Raw genomic sequence first — 17,917 nt, forward strand, 5'->3', positions numbered from 1 at the left:
AGGTGCTGCCGTGAAGCCTGCCGTATTGACCCGCTACCGAGTGATGGCCTGGATCACCGGGTGCATGCTCCTGGTCCTGTGCCTGTGCATGGTCCTGAAGTACGGGTTCGACACCGGCGAGAAGGCGACGCTCTACGTCAGCCAGGCGCACGGCCTGTTCTACATGATCTACCTCGTCGTCACCTTCGACCTCAGCAGCAAGATGAAGTGGAAGTTCGAGCGCATGCTGCTGATGATGCTCGCCGGCACCGTTCCGCTCGCGTCGTTCTTCGCCGAGCGCAAGGCCGTCGAGGCGGTCCACGAGCGCGGCCTCGCCACCGCCGCCGCCGGCGCCTGAGCCGCTCGCAGTCAGCCCGTTCCGTACCCGCTTCCCCCGAGGATCCCCCCATGCTTTCCACCGCCTCCGGCCGCTTCAAGGTGATCTCGATCGCCGAGGGTTGTTCGTTTCTGATCCTGCTCGTCTTCGGCTCGCTGCTGAGCCGGATCTCGGACATCAACCTCGTCATGCCGCTGGGCCTGCTGCACGCGGTCCTGTTCATCCTGTACCTGCTGGCCATGATGGACGCGCGCACCAAGCTCTCGTGGGACAACAAGACCACGCTGCTCGCGTTCGTCGCCGCGATCCCGCCGTTCGGCCCGTTCGTCTTCGACTACAAGATGAAGCACAAGCTGGTCGAGCCGACCGCGGCGCCGGCCACCGCCTGACCGGCCGCCGCCGCGCTCGCGGCCGTGCCCACGAAGCCCCCGACACCTCGTCGGGGGCTTCGGCGTTATCGGGAGGTGGGCATATTTTCGGGGGTGCTTGGACATTTACTAGGACGTCCTAGTAATTTTTCCGGTGCCGCGCGGGAATGGGTCCTACGACGACGGCATCGGACGGGAGCCACGTGAACACCGAGGACATCGAAGAGGGTCGGCGGCGCTGGCAGGACCGCTACGACAAGGTCCGCAACGACGGCATGCGCCGCACCACGCTTTCCGAACTCGAGGTCGAGCCGGTCTACGGCCCGCCCGCGGACCAGCCCTACGCCGGTTTCGAGCGGATCGGCTGGCCGGGCGAATTTCCGTACACCCGCGGCCTGTACGCGACCGGCTACCGGGGCCGGGCGTGGACCATCCGGCAGTTCGCCGGCTTCGGCAACGCGGAACAGACCAACGAGCGCTACCGGATGATCCTGGCGGCCGGCGGCGGCGGGCTCTCCGTCGCCTTCGACATGCCGACCCTGATGGGCCGGGACAGCGACGACGAGCGCTCGCTCGGCGAGGTCGGGCACTGCGGCGTCGCGGTGGACTCGGCGGCCGACATGGACGTGCTCTTCCGCGACATCCCGCTGGGCGACGTGACCACGTCGATGACCATCTCCGGGCCGGCGGTGCCGGCGTTCTGCATGTACCTGGTCGCGGCGGAGCGGCAGGGCGTGGACATCGGCACCCTCAACGGCACGCTGCAGACCGACATCTACAAGGAATACATCGCGCAGAAGGAGTGGCTGTTCGCGCCCGAGCCGCACCTGCGGTTGATCGGCGACCTGATGGAGTACTGCGCCGAGAAGATCCCGGCGTACAAGCCGCTGTCGGTGTCCGGGTACCACATCCGCGAGGCGGGGGCGACGGCCGCGCAGGAGCTGGCGTACACGCTGGCCAACGGGTTCGGCTACGTGGAGCTCGGGCTGTCGCGCGGGATGGACGTGGACGTCTTCGGTCCCGGGTTGTCGTTCTTCTTCGACGCGCACGTGGACTTCTTCGAGGAGATCGCCAAGTTCCGCGCGGCGCGCCGGATCTGGGCGCGGTGGATGCGCGACGTGTATGGCGCGAAGACCGCGAAGGCGCAGTGGCTGCGCTTCCACACCCAGACAGCGGGCGTGTCGCTGACTGCGCAGCAGCCGTACAACAACGTGGTGCGCACCGCGGTCGAGGCGCTCGCGGCGGTGCTCGGCGGGACGAACTCGCTGCACACGAACGCGCTGGACGAGACGCTGGCGCTGCCGAGTGCGCAGGCCGCGGAGATCGCGCTGCGCACGCAGCAGGTGCTGATGGAGGAGACCGGCGTCGCGGCGGTGGCCGACCCGCTGGGCGGGTCGTGGTACGTGGAGGCATTGACGGATCGGCTGGAGGCCGAGGCGGAGGCGACGTTCGCGAAGATCCGCGAGCTGGGCGAGAGTTCGCCGCACCCGATCGGGCCGATGACGTCGGGCATCCTGCGCGGCATCGAGGACGGGTGGTTCACCGGGGAGATCGCCGAGTCGGCGTTCCGCTACCAGCGGGCGGTGGAGAAGGGCGACAAGCGGGTCGTCGGGGTCAACTGCCACGAGGGGTCGGTGACGGGGGACCTGGAGATCATGCGGGTCAGCCACGAGGTCGAGCGGGACCAGGTGGCGATGCTCGGGAAGCGGCGGGGCGCGCGGGATCAGGCTGCGGTGGACTCGGCGCTTGGTGCGATGCGGGATGTTGCGCGGGGGTCGGGGAATCTGGTGCCGCCGATGTTGGCGGCGGCTCGGGTGGAGGCGACGCTCGGGGAGATCTGTGACGTTCTTCGGGAGGAGTGGGGCACGTACACGGAGCCCGCGCGCTTCTGAGCCCGAGCCGGGTGGCCTCAAACGCCGGCCGGGCTGGGTTTGCTTGGGTTGGCCGGGTGGGCTCCTGGGGGAGTCGACCCGGCCTTTGGCCGAGGTGGCCTCAAACGCCGGCCGGGCTGGGTTTGCTTGGGTTGGCCGGGTGGGCTCCTGGGGGAGTCGACCCGGCCTTTGGCCGAGGTGGCCTCAAGCGCCGGCCGGGCTGGGTTTGCTTGGGTTGGCCGGGTGGGCCCCTGGGGGAGTTGAGCCGGGCTTCGGTCGAGGTGGGCTTGGGCTGGAGGTGCTTTTGGGCGCGGTGGGCTTACGGGTTGGCTGGGAGTAGGCCGGTTACTACGAATGTGGTGAAGCGTTGGACCCAGTTGTCGGAGGCGGGTTCGGCGCTTACCAGGATGTGTTGGACCACCGTGCCGGCGATTACGTCGAAGATCAGGTCTACGTCTATGTCGCCCGGGGCGGTGATTTCGCCTCTGGCTTTGGCTCGGGATCGGCCTTCGACCACCAGGCGTTTTTGGGGGTCGACGATTTCCTCGCGGATGCGCCGTCGTAGGGCCGGGTCGCTGGTGGAGTCGGCCACCAGGCCCATCAGGGCCGTGCGCATCTCGGGGCGGCCGAGGAGTGCGGCGAAGCGGCGGACCACGTCCTCGATGTCCGCGCGTAGATCCGGGCCCCGATCCGGCAGGTGCAGCGTGTCCAGCATCTCCGCGACGGCGGCGATGGCCAGGTCGTGCTTGGAGTGCCAGCGGCGGTACAGCGTGGTCTTGGCCACGCCCGCGCGCGTGGCGACGTCGCCCATGGCCAGCCCCGCCCAGCCGCCCTCGGCGAGGAGTGCGCGCGCCGCGGCCAGGATCGCGTCGTCCGCGGTGGTGCTGCGGGGGCGCCCGATGCGCTGTGGGGGCGCGCCGACCGCCCGTCGTTCCACCGGTTCCGCCGATTCGTCGTGCACGGGCGGTCATGTTACCGGCTGGTACGGTTCCCGGTCCCGATCCGCTCCGGTGGCGCAACTCACATCCGCCATTGGGGATCCTACGGTCGCATTCCGCCCGGCGCTCCCCTTACGCTACGAGCCGTAGCGAATCGCGGTGCCTGGATGGGGATTCGAGCACACGATCGCGACTGACGACCTGTCAAGGGTCGTCGTCCGTCCCGGGGCCCGCATCCTGCGGGGACCGGGGCGCGACGGGAACTCGTGCGTGTGCCGGTGGGTCGCCCCGTGCATCGTTCGCCTTGCTCTCGGGGGAAGATGTCTACATGCAGCCACGGAACATGTCCATGCGCGGAGTAGTCGATCTCGGGGCGGTCAAGGCCGCCGCCGACAATGCCGCCAAGCGTGCGGCCGCCCCGGCCGGGAAGCCCGCCGCCGCGGCCGGTGGCCAACGGGTCGTCATCGACGTCACCGAGGCCACCTTCGAGACCGATGTGCTCGCGCTCTCCCAGCAGGCACCCGTCGTGATCGACTTCTGGGCCGAGTGGTGCCAGCCGTGCAAGCAGCTGAGCCCGCTCCTGGAGCGGTTGGCCGAGGAGTACGCCGGCCGCTTCGTGCTCGCCAAGATCGACGTCGACGCCAACCCGCGCCTGGCCCAGGAGTTCGGGATCCAGGGCATCCCCGCCGTGATGGCGGTGCTCGGCGGCCAGCTCGCCCCGCTGTTCCAGGGCGTGGTGCCCGAGCAGCAGGCGCGCCAGGTGCTCGACCAGCTCGTCCAACTCGGCGAGGAGCGCTTCGGGCTGACCGGTGTGGTGGTCGACGGCGCACCGGCCGAGGCCCCCGACGACGCCGAGTCCGAGGAGGAGCCCCCCGGCGACCCGCTGCTCGCGCCCGCCGACGAGGCGCTGGAGGCCGGCGATCTGGACGGCGCGGCCCAGGCGTTCCGCAACGTGCTCTCCGACCACCCCGCGCACGCCGAGGCCAAGCTCGGCCTGATCAATACCGAACTCCTGCTGCGCACCCAGGGTGTGGACGCGGACAAGGCCCGGGCGGACGCCGCCGAGCACCCGGACGACGTCGCCGTACAGACCCTCGCCGCCGACGTGGACATCCTGGACGGCCGCGCCGACGAGGCGTTCGCCCGACTCGTGGAGACCGTGCGGCGGACCTCGGGCGACGAGCGGAACAAGGCGCGGGTGCACCTGCTGGAGCTGTTCGAGATCGTCGGCGCCGACGACCCCCGGGTGCCGAAGGCGCGCATGGCCCTTGCGGGCGTGCTTTTCTGAGTCTGCGTCAGCACCGCGGTCCGGTTGCGTCGGACACCGCTCCGAGCGGCGTTTCGGGCGCCGTTCCGGCCGCCGGCCGCGCTCGCTCGCTTTGTCGATGAAGCCCCGGTCGTTCTCGATTCCGAGAGCGGCCGGGGCGTTGTCTTTACCCATCTTTGACTATGGGTCATTTCCCTCGCCCTGCGTGTCTTTTGGTGACCTCCGGGTGATCCGTTAACGGACTTATCCCACAAAATCGGATCGACGGACATGCGTCTCGATACCGCGCTGTGATCCGGTGGCGAGCGGCGTTCGACGGACCGCGTTACCCGCCGGTAACGAACCTCTTGTGTGCCGACCCGGTCGTGAAAGATGATCGGGCCGCTCGATCCGTGTCCCATTCGCCCCGGCAGCCGGTCGGTGGCGCGGACGCGGACCTCCCCATCCAGGCCGCGCCGGTCCTTCCCGGGACAGGCAGGCCCTCCCTCCATGCCCCGCCACGTGCGGCCCTGGTCCGCATGAGGAGGGGACTCTGTCCCGAGGAGGACCATGGACAAGAAGGTTCAGACGGGTAGCGGCAAGACCCGCTGGAAGCGATTCGGCATCGTGCTCCTGCCGGTCGCGGCAATGACCGTGGGCATGTTCGCGGGCGTCGCGAACGGTGTGGTCCCGGTGAACATCACCGTGGGCGGCGGCAACTTCAAGGTCCGCGCCGACAAGATGGAGGCGACGGACTTCTCCCAGTTCGGGGACTTCCTCAAGCGGAACAAGGGCGCCGACGTGCCGGTCGCGACCGCCGCGATCGGCCACGCCGACATCACCAACCTCTGCCAGTCGGTCAAGGGGCCGTTCGGCATCGTGCTCCGGATCGAGGCCGGCGGCAAGGGCACCAAGGCCGAGGCCGACAACATGACCCTCTCGATGGACGGCCTCGACGGCGACGCGGTGTTCGAGAACATCGACATCGGCGTCGACGCGTCGACCATGGCCAAGGGCTCGGGGGGCAAGGGTCCGGCCACCATCGGCAACGGCCACCCCACGATGTTCGGCCAGCAGGCCAACAAGGCGACGTTCACCGACGTCAAGCAGTCGGCCTGGCTCGTGCAGGCGGGCCGGTTCTACCTCAAGGACCTCCACCTGGAGGTCGGCGGCGGTAGCAAGGAGTGCTTCTGACGTTCCGTCGGCTGTGGGCGCCTCGTCGCCCACAGCCGGTCAGTCGTATCGAGGCGGCATTCCAGGGAGTTGAACAGTGACCGCAGAACAGCGGCATCCCCATGCGGTCGTGCGCTGCCTGCGCGCGTTTCGGGAGTGGCGATCGGCCCGGCCGTTCTGGGCCGGACTCTTCACCATCCTGGCTGCGGGACCCATCCTGTGGGCCCCGTACGCATCCGTCAGCGCGGGTGACGTCACGGTCAGGCTGACGCAGTTCGGCGGCGTCTCGGCGCTGTTCATCGGCGCCATCCTGATCATGTGTGGAATCGCGCTCTGGTTGACCCCGGCGGCGCGGGTCTACCTCGGGATCTTCGTGATCCTCGTATCGCTCGTGTCCTTCATCGTGGCGACCTTCGGCGGCTTCGGCGTGGGCATGTTGCTCGGCCTCGTCGGTGGCATGCTCGCGACCTCCTGGACGTACAACGAGCAGTCGGACGACGAGGACGACGAGCGCCGTGGTGACGACGCCGGGGACGGACACGACGGCCGCGCCGACGTCGACGACACGCTCGTCGAGGACGGCTTCCTGGCCGACGCGTTGAACGGAAAGGCCCCCGATGCCTCGGGGGAAGCGTCGACCGGGTCGGAGACCGACCGGCCCGGTGACAAGGCGGCGGGAACGGCCGCCCCCAGGGTCACGCTCGCCGTGATCGTGGCCGCGATGGCCGGCGTGGTCGGACTGGTCGGGATCGCGAGTGCGTCGCCCAGCGACCCACTGCCCGAGAACCCGTACGCGGACGGGCCGTGCGCCTCGGCGAGTCCCACCACGTCGCCGGGTTCGGCGTCGGCCACGCCGAGCACGTCGAGCGCGGCGCCGAGCAGCACGGCCGCCCCGTCGGCGGGTTCGACCCCCGCCGGCAAGGCGGCGCAGACACGGTCCGCGGCGGGGCAACCCACCGCCGCGCAGAGCCCGGCGGCCGACCCGAGGGCCGGCACGTCCAAGGCGCCGGAAGGCAAGGCACCGGAAAGCGGGGAACCGGCGTTCAAGCTGCCCGAGTTGAAGCTGCCGGAGCTGAAACTGCCCGAGTTGACGCTGCCCGGGTTGCCCGGTCTCGGCCTGCCCGGGATCAAGCCGTCCGCGCCGGCATCGACGGCACCCACCGCACCCGCCGCACCCGCCGCGCCGTTGGCGGCCTCGGGCGGCTCGGCCTCGGCCGCGCCGCCGGCGGCCAAGTCGACGCCCTCCGCTTCGGCGTCGGGCAAACCCTCGACCAGGCCCACGACGACGTCGGCCAAGCCGTCGGCCACGTCGTCGTCGGCCGCGCCGAAGGACGGCAAGTCGCCCTTCCCGTGTCCGGTCCAGGGTCCCGTGAACGCCAAGAGCGGCAACGGGATCCCGCCGGTCGCGGTGGACCCCCTGGTCCTCAAGTCCAGCCTGCTGGCCATGGCCGGGCTGAACTACGAGGGCGTGGTCAAGGTCCGGACGCTCACCGGGGTCGAGGAGAACGCGCTCAAGTTCACGGTGTCCAAGGGCATCGACATCTGGAACATGTCCATGACGGTGAAGGAGGAGGGCGGCAAGGACGTCGTCATCTCGTCCGACGAGGGCAGCAAGTCCTGGATGGACGCGGACATCCCGACGACGATGTACGTGAAGTACCTCAAGGGCAACATCTTCGGGATCATCCCGATCACCTTCACGCCCGAGAGCCCGCCGCCGATCAACGTGCCGATCGTCTTCTTCACGAACGTGGAGAGTTCGATGTACGCCCAACTGGGCGGGAAGTTGCACATCCCCGGCTACGGCCTCAACAAGGTCAACGTGAAGTAGTCGGATCGAGTCGACACGAGCGGTCGACGCACCGAACCACCGATGCGCCCCGGAACCCACGCGGTTCCGGGGCGCATCGGCGTGGGGGCCGGTTGCCGCCGGGCGCTACACGTCCACGTGGCGTTCGCGGAACAGGGCCAGGATGTTCTCGGGGGGCAGGCTCGGCCACAGGGTCACCCGACCGTTGCGGCGGTCGATGATCCACTGGCCGGCGCCCACGTTGGCCATCGGGTCGGGGTCGGCGAAGATCGGCTGGACCAGCCAGCCGTACTCGAACTCGCTCATCACGAAGTCGACCGGCGCATGCGGGCCGCCGCCGACCACGTGCCGTCGGGCCTTGTCCCGGGCCTCGCGCTCGTCGATCGGCTTCGGGGGCAGCGGCTCCCGGGCGGGCGTCAGGTTCAGGCGGGTGGGCCGCCGGCCCTCGATCAGCGCGATCAGCGCGCCGTCGAATGTGTCGGCCACGTGCCACAGGTCGCCCCACCACAGGTACACCGCGCCGCGCGGATCCATCGTCAACCGGCCGCGCCCCAGGTCGTATTCGCCGACCGGGGTGAGCGGCCGGCCCAGCGCCGCGCCGTACGCCGCGAGCACGTCGCCCGCGTACAGCCCGACCAGCGGGTCGATCCGGAACGGCATCCGCGACATGTCCGTGCCGGGCCCGTACTGATGCACCGTCATCCCGCCGAACTCCCACAGGGCCTTGATCGCGCTCGGCGGGACATCGATCCCGGCCGTGCCCAACGCCCGGTACCAGCGCAGCAGTTCCTCTTCCGGGATGTGGATGCCGGGCTGCCAGCCGGTGGCCGTCAGGGCCTGGGCCACGGCCTCGGGAAAACGATCGCTCATGACGCGGGCACCTCCAGGATCGTCACGCCCAGATCGGCCAGCGCGGGCGCGCAGGACGAACACGGCGGGATCGGCCGCTCGTGCGCGGGGTCGTTCGGCTCGCGCAGCAGGATCGCGGCCAGCGCCGCGCCGCGCAGCAGGTGCCGCATCCGGTCGAGCACCGCGTCGTGGTCGGGGTCGTGCACACCCTCGGCGGCCAACGACGCCTCCGCCTCGACCGCGACCTCGGACAACAACGCCGCGTCCGGGCAACGCCCGTGGAACACCGAGCGCATCGCGGGCTCGGTCCGGTCCAGGAGCGCGGTCACGGCCGGGTGCAGGTCCACGAGCGTGGTGTGCGCGCTCACCGCCGTCATCGGCTCCCGGCCGGGGCGTTGCAACGCCGCACCGACGCCGGGCGGCAGCTGATTGTCGAACATCGGTCTCGTCCGTTCCCTTCGTGATGCCGCGTCAGGGTCGCAGGTCGGCGGGCAGACCCGCGCCCGCGTGGTCGACGACGATCGGCCGGTAGCGGCCGCCGGCGGCCGCGGTGCGGGCGATCTCGTCGAGTTCGCCCGGCACTTGGACCAACGCGTCGGCCAGCAGCGTGCCGACGTCGTCGGCGAGCCGGGACAGCAGCGCGACGGTCGCCTCCGGGGTGTCGCCCTGTCGGGCGTAGCGGTCGTCGTTGTCCCAGTACCAGACCGAACCGGCGTCCTGCCCCTGGGTCTTGAGCACCAGTGCGCCGCCCTGGACCCACGCGACGGCCAGGAAGTCGGCGGTCAACCGGTCGGTGAACCGGGCCGCCACGTCCAGCAGGTCGTACGGGTCGTAGGCGCCGTAGAGGTTGAAGAACTGCTGGTCGACCACGAACCCGTGGCGCGGGTGCACCGCCGGGCGGGCCGGCGGGCCGCCGCCGTTGTCGATCAGCAACGCCCGGTAGGCGTCCGGGAGTCGGTACTTGAGGTACTTGCCCTCCAGGTGGGTCAGGTCGACGTCGGTCAGTGGTCGGCCGACGTGCAGCGTGACCGGCACCCGGGCCTGCTCGACCGGGCTCCACAGGCCGGTGCGGTCCCGGTCGACCGACGTCATCGTGGCCACCCCGCCGTGGTGGCGCATCGCGTTCTTGACGTCCACCGGGATCAGGTACAGCCGGCGCGCGTGCGGCGCGTGGTGCCAGGTCCAGCCGCGCGGGGTCGCCGTCTCCACGAGGTCCCGGTACAGCGGATCGCCGGTGCCGGCCGCCGCGAGGTTGGCCGCGAGTACGTCGGTGACCCTGGCCTCGTCGACACCGAGCCCCGGCGGGATCGGCGCGGCCTCGATCACCACCCGCGCGTACGGCAGGAAATCCGGGAATCCGTACAGGTCGACGAAGACTCCGTCGGGGTAGACCCGACTGCGCGAGGTGCGGCCGAAATCGACGATCGAACCCGCGAATTCGGCGGCCGGCGAGTCGCCGGCCGCGGCACCGATATCGGTCATGGCGCGGTCCGTTCCGGATCTGCCGAATCCAGGAACGGGGAGGTCGGGTCGATCTCCCACAGCTCCAGGAATTGGGCGAAGGTATCGGCCACCCGGCGGAGCAGGTGGGTCGAGATGTATTCGGGGGTGTATTCCTCGTCGGTGTCGAGGGTCGACTCGCTCCAATACCAGAGCGAGCCGCATTCGGGTTCGGTCACCTTGATCGCCACGATTCCGGTGGTGAGGCGGGTGACCGGCAGATAATCCAGGGTGAGCACGTCGCGGCAATAGCCGTGGGCGTAGAGCAGTTCGGTCTGCGGATCGCCGCCGGTGCGGTGGCCGTAGAGGTCGTCCTCCGGGTCCAGGCCACGCGGCATGAGCTGGGCGGCGACCGGGAACTCGGCACCGTTGGTGGCGGCGAGCCAGGCACGGTATTCGGCCGGCAGGGCGAACCCGAGTTTTTCCTCGAGTTCGCGCAGGGCTTCTTCCGAGAGGGTTCCTCGCGGCGTCAATTCGACGGTCAAGGCTGGACTCCAGGGTTGCCGGACGCGGGATCGGGGGCCATGGCGCTGGCGATACCACCGTGATGTTTCACCGCGTAGTGTACTGCGAACGGTATGAGCATCATGGTGCGTGTGCCCTCGACGTGGTGCCAGACGTATCCGGGAGCGCTGCGGCCCGGGCGGACGCCGGCCCACATCGGATCGTTTCGGAATTCCGCGTTGGCCTGGCGAATATCGAGCTTGCGCTGGTCGTCGTTCGCTTCCTGGCGGGCTTCCTTGAATTTCTTGGTGCCATCCGGGCCGGGCGGGAAATCGCTGCGCTTGGGCGGGGCGACGACGGTGTGCGGAAGATTGATGGTGCGCACCGCGTAGGTGGTGAAGTCCGGATAACCCTGCAGGTTGATGTAGACGCCGTCGGGGAAGTGGTTGTCCAGCGTCGGGCTCGCGAAGTGCACGATCTGGCCCGCGTATCCCGAGTTGATCGGGTAGCGGGGAGCGCCGGTCATGTCCCGGCCGCGCAGTGCCAGGTCGTTCATGCGCTGTGCCAGGTCGGGGCCGGTCAGCAGTCGTCCGTCGGCGCCGCGCAGGAGGCGGTCGAACTCGTCGCGGGCCTGGCGCTCGGCGCTGGTCAGCTCGTCCGGGTTCGGGTGGTTGACCAGCGCGTCGATGCCGGAGGCGTCGAACATCCGGCGGATCGTGGCCCGATTGAGGTTGTTGCGGGGCGGTGCGCCGGTGTCCGGGTGCGGGTTGTTCGAGCGGGCGCTCTGCGGCATCTCGAATTCGGCGTCGCCGCGGTGGGTGTCCCAGGTCAGATTTGCGCGGTCGGCCATGAAGGACGGGTCGCGCGTGACGCCGAGGTCGTAGGGCGACTGGCCGCCTCGGACGTCGTCCGGCTTCGGCGGGTTCGGGTTCGGGTTCGGCGCCGGCGAAGTGGTGGGCGAGGTAGGGGAGTTGGGGCTGGGCGCGGCGTTGGGGTCGAAGTTCTCCGCGGCCGGGCGGGTTGCCATGAAGTCGCCGACCTCACGCTCGATGTCGTCGCGCCGACCGTCGTGCGTGGTGGGCCGATCGCCGGTCGGACTCGCCGTGGTCGCGGGCTCGCCGAGCGGGCGCGGATTGGCCTGCATCGGCGGCGCGAGGGGCGGCGTGGTGTCGATCGGACCGGGCGGATTGGCCTGGGTGTGCCGCGGTGGCGGCGGGGGAGTGGCCGGGGTCGGAGCGGGGGTGGGGTTGGGATTGGGCCCGTGGCTGCCGGGGTCGACGGGACCGGTGTGGAACGGCTGCTGGTTGTGCGGGGGCGTGGGGTGGACGGGGCCGGACTGGATGGGTTGCTGGTTGTGCGGGGGCGCGGGGTGGACCGGGCCGGTTTGGAAGGGCTGCTGGTTGTGCGGCGGTGCGGGGTGCACGGGGCCCGTTTGGAAGGGCTGCTGGGTGTGCGGGGGCGTCGGCTGGACCGGGCCGGGCTGGATCGGTTGTTGGTTGTGCGGCGGGGCGGGTTGTACCGGTGGTTGTTGGGTGTACGGGTTGGGGTGCACCGGCTGTTGGGTGTGGGGGCCGGGCTGGTTGTACGGGCCCGGTTGTTGTTGCTGGGTGTACGGGTTGGGCTGGACCACCGGCTCGTGGGTGAACGGGGCCGGTGGTAGCGGCTGTTGCTGGTGGGCGTACGGGCCCGGCTGCATCGTCTGGAAGTGCGGGGCGGGCGGCACCGGAGGCGGCTGCATGTACGGGTTGGGCTGTACCGGCGGTGGTTGGTGCTGGGTGTACGGGTTCACCGGTGGCTGCTGCTGGTTGTGCGGCAGCGGCAGCGGCTGCGGCGGCGGAGGTGGGGCGACCGGTTGGGTGACGGGCGGGGCCGTCATGGGGACCGGTCGGGCGTTCGGGTCGAGCGTGATCGCGGAGACGGTGATCGCGTTCGGGTGCGGCAGGTTCATGATCTGGTTCGTCTGCGGGTCGATCCAGAGGATGTCGCCACCCACGTTGATCGCGGCCCAGGCGTGCGAACTGCGCACCACCCGGACCGAACCGTCCGGCTGGACCTCGTTGCGCGGGGGCCATTCGGTGACGATGTACGAGATCGAGCCGGGTCCGGACGTCCGCAGGGCGGCGTCGATCCGGGCGAAGGCGGCACCCGGGTTCGACGAGCCGTCCGGGTTGAGGTCGAGCCGGTTCCAGGGCGCGCCGGTCTCCTGCTCCGCGCGCCGCATGCCGTACGTCTCGCCGCCGTTCTCACCCGGCATGCGGGCCGCGGACACCTCCGGTCGGCCGAACCAGGTGTTGCCGAAGGCCAGTACGCCGTCCAGGCAGTTGATGCCTCGGCCGGGTACCTGATGGCCGCCGTCGTTCTGCAGCCGGAACCAGCGCCCCTGGCGCGGGTCGGGGTGCACCACGGGTGTGCCGTCGGGGTGGCGAGGTACCGCGTTGTTCAACGCGCTTACATCGCTCCAGGTGGGCGGGAGCAGGCCGCCGGGCTGGTTGAACGGACGCCCGGCGGACAGCGGCGGGCGGCCGGCCATCGGACCGCCGGGCGTGGGCGGCGGCGCGTGGTGCGGCATCGGTTGCGCGTACGGATTGTTCGCCACCGGGGTGTTGCCGTACGGCGTCCCGTTGTAGGGGGACGGCGTGTTGGGGTTCTGGTGGAACGGGCCGCCCTGGAACGGAGGAGCCGCCGGGCCGGGGTGGTTCGGGCCGGTGTCGATGTCCGGGCCCTGGCCGAGGAGGCCGCGCATCCGGTCGCCGAGGCTCTGGAGGGTGTTGCGGAACGGTCCGGTGTGATCGGGCCGTACGGGGGCGCCGGGCGGCGTCGTGGTGAACGGGCCGCCCGGCTGCGGGGTCGCGTCGACGGTGGTGTCGCCGCTGCCGTCCCGGACCGGGGCGGGTGTCGCGTCCGGGGTCGGGTGGGATGCCGGGTCGGGCTCGGCCGCGGGGTCGGGGGTCGGCGTGGCGTCCCGCTCCGGGGTGGGATCGGTGTTCGCGTCCGGGGTGGGCGCGCCGTCCCCGGACGGGGCGGTCTCGGTGTGTCGACCCGGCGTCCGGTCGGGGGACGGGTCCGGCGTGGTGTTCTGACGGGAGTCGGAGTCCGGGGTGACCTTGGAGGTCGGGGCGGGCTTCGCGTCGGGCCGAGGATCGGGCGCGGTGTCGGGCTCCGCGTCCGGGTGGGTGTCCGAGTGGGTGTCCGGGATGACGTCCGAGTCGGTGTCGGTTTCCGGCTTCGGTCGGGCGTCCGGGGTGCTGTCCGGCTGTGCGTCGGGGGTCGAGTCCGTGGTCGGATTCGGTTCCGTGCGGGGCGACTTCGGTGTCGTGTCCGCACTCGGCTCCGGCGTGGTGTCCGGAGTGTCGGTGTGGTGGTCGGGGGTGGTCGGCGTGGTCGAATCGGCGGCCGGGCGGGCCGGGTTCGGCTGTCCGGTGGGGTCCGGGGTCGGGTCGGCCGGGCGCGTGGTCGCGGGCACCGACATGTCGATCGGCTGGGCGTTCGCGTCCACCGGCAGCGCCCATACGCGGTTCTGACCCGGGTACGGCTCGGGCATGACCTCGCCCGACTGCGGGTCGACCCACAGGACGTCGCCGTCCACGTTGACCGCGGCCCACGCGTGCGAGACCCGGCCGGTCTCGATCGTGCCGTCCGGTTGGATCCGCGGTTCGGTCGGCCTGGAGGTGACGATGTACGTCAGCGCGCCCGGCCCCGCGTCGCGCAGCCGCGCCTCGATCTCGCCGTACGCGCCGGCGATGTCGGTACTGCCGTCCGGACGTCGACCCAGGGGCGTCCAGTTCCCGCCGATCTCGCGCTGGGCCCGCTCCGGTGCCCTGGTCTCGCCGCCGTTCTCACCGGGGATCCGCGGCGCGGCCACCTCCGGACGGCCGAACCAGGTGTTGCCGAAGGCCAGTACGCCGTCCATGCAGTTGTTGGCCCGACCGGGCACGTCGATGCCGCCGTCGTTCTGCAGCGGGAGCCAGCCGTCGACGCGCGGATCCGGGTGCACCACGGGAGCGCCGTCGGAGGTGCGCGGGACGGCGTCGACGAGCGCCGACCGGTCGCGCGCGCTCGGCGGCATCAGGCCGCCGGTCTCGTACAGCGGGCGGCCGTCGTTCAGCGGCGGGCGGTCGGCCAGCGGACCGGCCGGATTCTGCGGCGAGTCCGGCCGGGTGGAGTCCGGGCGGGAATTGCCGTACGGCGTCGAGTCGTAGGTGGTTCCCGAGTCGGAACTCGGCCGGAACGGACCGGGGTTCGGCCCGGGGTCGGTGGTCGGGTCGGTGTCCGGGGCGACGTTCGGCGAGGCGTCGGGGCCTCGGCCGAAGAGATTGCGGACACGGTTGCCGAATCCGTCGAGGGCATCGCCGAACCGGCCGGCCGGAGCCGGGCTGATCGAAGTGCCGCGCTGCGGGCCGACGGGCGGCAGGTGCAGTACGGCGACGCCGCCGTCCGAGCCGTCCCGCGTCGGCGAGGCGTCCCGGGCCGGGTGCGGCGAGGCGTCGCCGGTGTGTGCGTCGGCCGAGGGGTCGGCGCTGAGATCAGTGCCCTGCTGCGGATCCGGCGTGGCATCCGGCCGAGTGTCCGGCGCGGCCTCGCGGTCCGGGTCGGGCGAGCCGTCCCGGACCGGTTCGCCGGTCGGGTCGGGCCGGGTGTCCGGAGTCGCGTCGGACGTCGCGTCGGGCCGACCATCCGGCGTGACATCGCTGCCCGGATCGGGCCGGGTGTCGGGCGTGGTGTCGCCGGTCGGGTCCGGCTGGGCGTCCGGTGTCGTGTCGGACGTCGGGTCCGGTCGAGAGTCCGGCGTGGCGTCGCCGGTCGGATCCGGCCGGGTGTCCGGGCTCGTGTCCGGCGTCGGATCCGGCCGGGTGTCCGGGGTCGTGTCCGGCCGGGCATCCGAGTCCGGGTGTGCGTCCGTGGTCGGGTCCGGGCCGGGCTCGGTGTGGGTGTCCGGCCGGGTGTCCGGCTTCGGGTCCGTGGTCCGGTCCGGGGTGGGGTCGGTGGCCGAGTCCGGGCGGTGGTCGGTGTGCGGCGTGGTGTCGGGGGATGTGTTCGGGCGGTCGGGGGCGCCCGAGCCCTCCGTGCGCTGACCCGGAATGCGGTTCGTGGTGTCCGGCGAGCCGCTGCTCGGCGCGTTGTGGTTCGGTGAAGTACCTTGCCCGGCACCAGAGTTGGTGGTCGCGCCCGCAGGCCGGGTCGCCGTCGGGCCGGACGCCGTGCCGTTCGCGGCCGTACTCCCGTTGCCCGCGGCGGAGTTGCCCGTCGTGGCCGACCCCGCGCCGGGATGCGCGTTCCCGGCCCCGGCGGCAGCCGTACCCGTGGCCGCGGCCGTAGTCGTCGCCGACACGTTGGTCGTGGCAGAACCCGGCCCGGACGGCGACGGCCCGCCACTCGACGTCGAGCCGGCCGAGGACGGCCCGGTCGCGGCCGGAGCCCCGGTCGCCGCGGTGGCGGTCTGTACCCCGCCACCGCCGTGCGGCGAACCGCTCGCGGCCGGCGAGCCACCGGCGGGCGCACCGGCAGGCGCGGGCATGCCACCCGGCTGACCGCCGCCCGGCGGCGGAGCCTGCACGTAGGTCGTGGTGTTCTGCGCCGGCCCGCCGCTGTGGGCCGGCGCGCCCGGCGCCGGCGCGGAAGGCGCCGTCGAGGCATCCGCCGTGGGAGGCGGGGCCGTCGACGTACTCTGGGTCGCGACCGGAGCGTGTGTGGGCCTGTGGTCACCGCCGGAGTTGCCACCGGTGTTCCCGGTGCTCCCCGAATTGCCACCGGAGTTCCCGGAGTTACCTCCAGAGTTCCCGGAGTCGCCACCCGAGTGCCCCCCGGAATTCCCACCCGGGTTCCCGGAGTTGCTGTGCGGCGAACCCCCACTCTGATTCCCACCGGATCCACTGTTGGACCCGTTGGACCCGTTCGACCCATTGGAGTTGTGCGACCCCCCGGAGCCGTTGGACCCGTTCGACCCGCCCGAACTCCCCCCGTTCCCCCCGCCGTTCCCCGATCCCCCACGATCCGGGTTCAGTGTCGAATCGATTCTGTTGCCGCCGACGTTCCCGCCCGCGCCCAGGTTCGGCGTGCCGATGTTCGGGACATTGAACGCGTTCGAGACCCGATCGCCCGCCTTCGACGCCGCGTGGTCGGTTGCCCCGCCCAGCCCCCCGCTCGCGAACGTCTCCCAGTTCACCGGGCCGCCGGTGGCCACCGTGCCCGCGACCTCGGCGCTCACGTTGGAGGCCAGCGACGTGGTGACGCCCTTGATGCCGGACTCGGCGCCCTCGCCGAAGACCTTCTTGCCGAGCCCGTTCACGCCGATCGCGGCCAACCCGCCCGCCGCGCCGCCGCCCGCGGCCAGCGCGGTCTGCTTGATCGAGTAGCCGTCCTGCGAGCCCCAGGTCATGTGGATGAACTGGGAGATGATGTCGTCGCGCACCTCGGACAGTGCCTCGAGGGCGACGTTCTTGAGCAGTCGGCGCACCATCGACGCCTCGATCCGGCCCAGCATCCGCCGCAGCACCTGCATGAACGAGAACCGCAGCGCGGCGGTCGATGCCGCCGCGGTACCGGCGGTGATGCCGAGGGTGATCGGCGCGGCCGCGATCTGGGCCAGGATCGCCGCGCCCTGGATGGTGGCCATCGTGACGAACTCGATCTTGGTGGCGTAGATCGTGTCACTCGTGTCGTCCGCGGCGCCGCCGAGTGCCTTGGACGCCGCCTCCAGGGCCGGGAAGAACGCCTTCTCGCCCTTGCTCAGCTTGTCCCACATCCGAAGGAAGGCTTCCATGCCCTTGCCCTCGTTGGCGGCGTTGAGCTTGTTCACCGCCGCGGCGAGGTCCCCCGCGACCTTGCCGAGCTCGCTCGCGGCGTGCTCCCACGCCTTGCCCAGGGCCTCACACTTGTCCTCGTCGCCCTCCGGCCAGTCGACGCCGACGAGCAGTTCGAGGACCTTCTCGACTATCTCCCCCGCTTCGACCGCCATCAGGCTTTGCCACCGAAGCTCTCACGGTTGTGGTCCTCGGTCTTCTGGTAGTTGCCGGCGGACGTGTCGAGACCCTTGCCGATCTCCCCGAGACCCTTGGCGAGTGCTTCGAGCGCTTCCAGCACCTTGTCCCGGGCGGGCTTGTACGACTTGGCGAAGCCGTTGCCGAGGTCGTCGTCCCCCCAGCACTCGCCCAGGCCCTCGATGGACGTCTTGAGCGTCGTTCGGATCTCGGCCACGCGGCGTCCCGCGTCGGTGAAAGCCTTGCCCGCCGTCTTGAAGTCCGAGGGAAGGGCCTTGTACCCCGTACCCGCGTCCGCCGTCATGTGAGAACACCCCCGTGTTCCATGTCTCTCTGGCTGTCGCATCGACCCCGGCAGGTTCCGGAGGGACGTCTTCCGGGGGCATGAAGGCAAGACACTAATTCACGGTTCGCCGGAGTGTCAC

Annotated in this window: 13 protein-coding genes; 6 read left to right on the top strand and 7 right to left on the bottom strand. The window is 71.1% G+C overall.

Annotated features, from left to right (window positions below; all coding sequences use genetic code 11):
- The first annotated feature begins 10 nt into the window (after positions 1 to 10).
- The 3 genes from ACMXN5_RS21885 (at position 11) to ACMXN5_RS21895 (ending at position 2,576) form a co-directional block, all read left to right on the top strand.
- Positions 11 to 337, top strand: coding sequence for a DUF3817 domain-containing protein (locus ACMXN5_RS21885; RefSeq protein ID WP_078975393.1), 327 nt, complete (start codon positions 11 to 13; stop codon positions 335 to 337).
- 50 nt (positions 338 to 387) lie between these two features.
- Entirely contained in the window at positions 388 to 705 is a 318-nt protein-coding gene (locus ACMXN5_RS21890; protein ID WP_379995045.1) for a DUF3817 domain-containing protein, read from the top strand.
- A 146-nt stretch (positions 706 to 851) separates the two neighbouring features.
- A complete protein-coding gene (locus ACMXN5_RS21895) occupies positions 852 to 2,576 on the top strand; it encodes an acyl-CoA mutase large subunit family protein (RefSeq protein ID WP_379995047.1) in 1,725 nt (574 codons plus the stop codon).
- 298 nt (positions 2,577 to 2,874) lie between these two features.
- Here the strand turns inward: ACMXN5_RS21895 and ACMXN5_RS21900 are convergent, their stop codons facing one another.
- Positions 2,875 to 3,516, bottom strand: coding sequence for a TetR/AcrR family transcriptional regulator (locus ACMXN5_RS21900; RefSeq protein WP_439676630.1), 642 nt, complete (start codon positions 3,514 to 3,516; stop codon positions 2,875 to 2,877).
- 305 nt (positions 3,517 to 3,821) lie between these two features.
- On the opposite strand from ACMXN5_RS21900, the gene ACMXN5_RS21905 reads away from it, so the two are divergent.
- From ACMXN5_RS21905 to ACMXN5_RS21915, 3 genes are all read left to right on the top strand, one after another.
- Positions 3,822 to 4,781 carry a tetratricopeptide repeat protein gene (locus ACMXN5_RS21905; protein WP_439676631.1) on the top strand — a complete coding sequence of 320 codons (960 nt, stop codon included), beginning with the start codon at positions 3,822 to 3,824 and terminating at the stop codon, positions 4,779 to 4,781.
- Between the two features lie 528 nt (positions 4,782 to 5,309).
- Positions 5,310 to 5,933, top strand: a complete 624-nt coding sequence (locus tag ACMXN5_RS21910; protein ID WP_380040347.1) for a DUF6230 family protein — start codon at positions 5,310 to 5,312, stop codon at positions 5,931 to 5,933.
- 76 nt (positions 5,934 to 6,009) lie between these two features.
- Entirely contained in the window at positions 6,010 to 7,743 is a 1,734-nt protein-coding gene (locus ACMXN5_RS21915) for a DUF6114 domain-containing protein (RefSeq protein WP_439676632.1), read from the top strand.
- Between the two features lie 105 nt (positions 7,744 to 7,848).
- On the opposite strand, the gene ACMXN5_RS21920 is transcribed toward ACMXN5_RS21915, so the two are convergent.
- Genes ACMXN5_RS21920 through ACMXN5_RS21945 form a run of 6 tightly spaced genes read right to left on the bottom strand, consistent with a single transcriptional unit; the run spans position 7,849 to position 17,796 of the window.
- Complete coding sequence (locus ACMXN5_RS21920; protein WP_439676633.1) at positions 7,849 to 8,592, bottom strand: SUKH-3 domain-containing protein; 744 nt, start codon at positions 8,590 to 8,592, stop codon at positions 7,849 to 7,851.
- Positions 8,589 to 9,011 carry a YwqJ-related putative deaminase gene (locus ACMXN5_RS21925; protein ID WP_395787878.1) on the bottom strand — a complete coding sequence of 141 codons (423 nt, stop codon included), beginning with the start codon at positions 9,009 to 9,011 and terminating at the stop codon, positions 8,589 to 8,591. The genes ACMXN5_RS21920 and ACMXN5_RS21925 overlap by 4 nt, the downstream gene beginning before the upstream one ends.
- A gap of 31 nt (positions 9,012 to 9,042) precedes the next feature.
- Positions 9,043 to 10,053: an SMI1/KNR4 family protein gene (locus tag ACMXN5_RS21930; RefSeq protein WP_439676634.1), complete on the bottom strand. Its 1,011-nt coding sequence runs from the start codon at positions 10,051 to 10,053 to the stop codon at positions 9,043 to 9,045.
- Complete coding sequence (locus tag ACMXN5_RS21935) at positions 10,050 to 10,556, bottom strand: SMI1/KNR4 family protein (protein WP_439676635.1); 507 nt, start codon at positions 10,554 to 10,556, stop codon at positions 10,050 to 10,052. The genes ACMXN5_RS21930 and ACMXN5_RS21935 overlap by 4 nt, the downstream gene beginning before the upstream one ends.
- A complete protein-coding gene (locus ACMXN5_RS21940) occupies positions 10,553 to 17,470 on the bottom strand; it encodes a toxin glutamine deamidase domain-containing protein (RefSeq protein ID WP_439676636.1) in 6,918 nt (2,305 codons plus the stop codon). Before ACMXN5_RS21940 ends, ACMXN5_RS21935 begins: the two co-directional genes overlap by 4 nt.
- The gene (locus ACMXN5_RS21945; protein WP_078975381.1) at positions 17,470 to 17,796 is read right to left on the bottom strand and encodes a WXG100 family type VII secretion target; all 327 of its coding nucleotides are present in this window, start codon (positions 17,794 to 17,796) and stop codon (positions 17,470 to 17,472) included. Before ACMXN5_RS21945 ends, ACMXN5_RS21940 begins: the two co-directional genes overlap by 1 nt.
- Positions 17,797 to 17,917: the final 121 nt, after the last annotated feature.

Source organism: Embleya australiensis, assembly GCF_051903075.1.
GTDB lineage: Bacteria > Actinomycetota > Actinomycetes > Streptomycetales > Streptomycetaceae > Embleya.

Bases quoted from the DNA above. Each gene is read 5' to 3' on its own strand.
- ACMXN5_RS21895 (WP_379995047.1), top strand. From the start codon at position 852: ATGGGTCCTACGACGACGGCATCGGACGGGAGCCACGTGAACACCGAG.
- ACMXN5_RS21925 (WP_395787878.1), bottom strand. From the start codon at position 9,011: ATGTTCGACAATCAGCTGCCGCCCGGCGTCGGTGCGGCGTTGCAACGC.
- ACMXN5_RS21890 (WP_379995045.1), top strand. From the start codon at position 388: ATGCTTTCCACCGCCTCCGGCCGCTTCAAGGTGATCTCGATCGCCGAG.
- ACMXN5_RS21920 (WP_439676633.1), bottom strand. From the start codon at position 8,592: ATGAGCGATCGTTTTCCCGAGGCCGTGGCCCAGGCCCTGACGGCCACC.
- ACMXN5_RS21930 (WP_439676634.1), bottom strand. From the start codon at position 10,053: ATGACCGATATCGGTGCCGCGGCCGGCGACTCGCCGGCCGCCGAATTC.
- ACMXN5_RS21910 (WP_380040347.1), top strand. From the start codon at position 5,310: ATGGACAAGAAGGTTCAGACGGGTAGCGGCAAGACCCGCTGGAAGCGA.
- ACMXN5_RS21905 (WP_439676631.1), top strand. From the start codon at position 3,822: ATGCAGCCACGGAACATGTCCATGCGCGGAGTAGTCGATCTCGGGGCG.
- ACMXN5_RS21945 (WP_078975381.1), bottom strand. From the start codon at position 17,796: ATGACGGCGGACGCGGGTACGGGGTACAAGGCCCTTCCCTCGGACTTC.
- ACMXN5_RS21940 (WP_439676636.1), bottom strand. From the start codon at position 17,470: ATGGCGGTCGAAGCGGGGGAGATAGTCGAGAAGGTCCTCGAACTGCTC.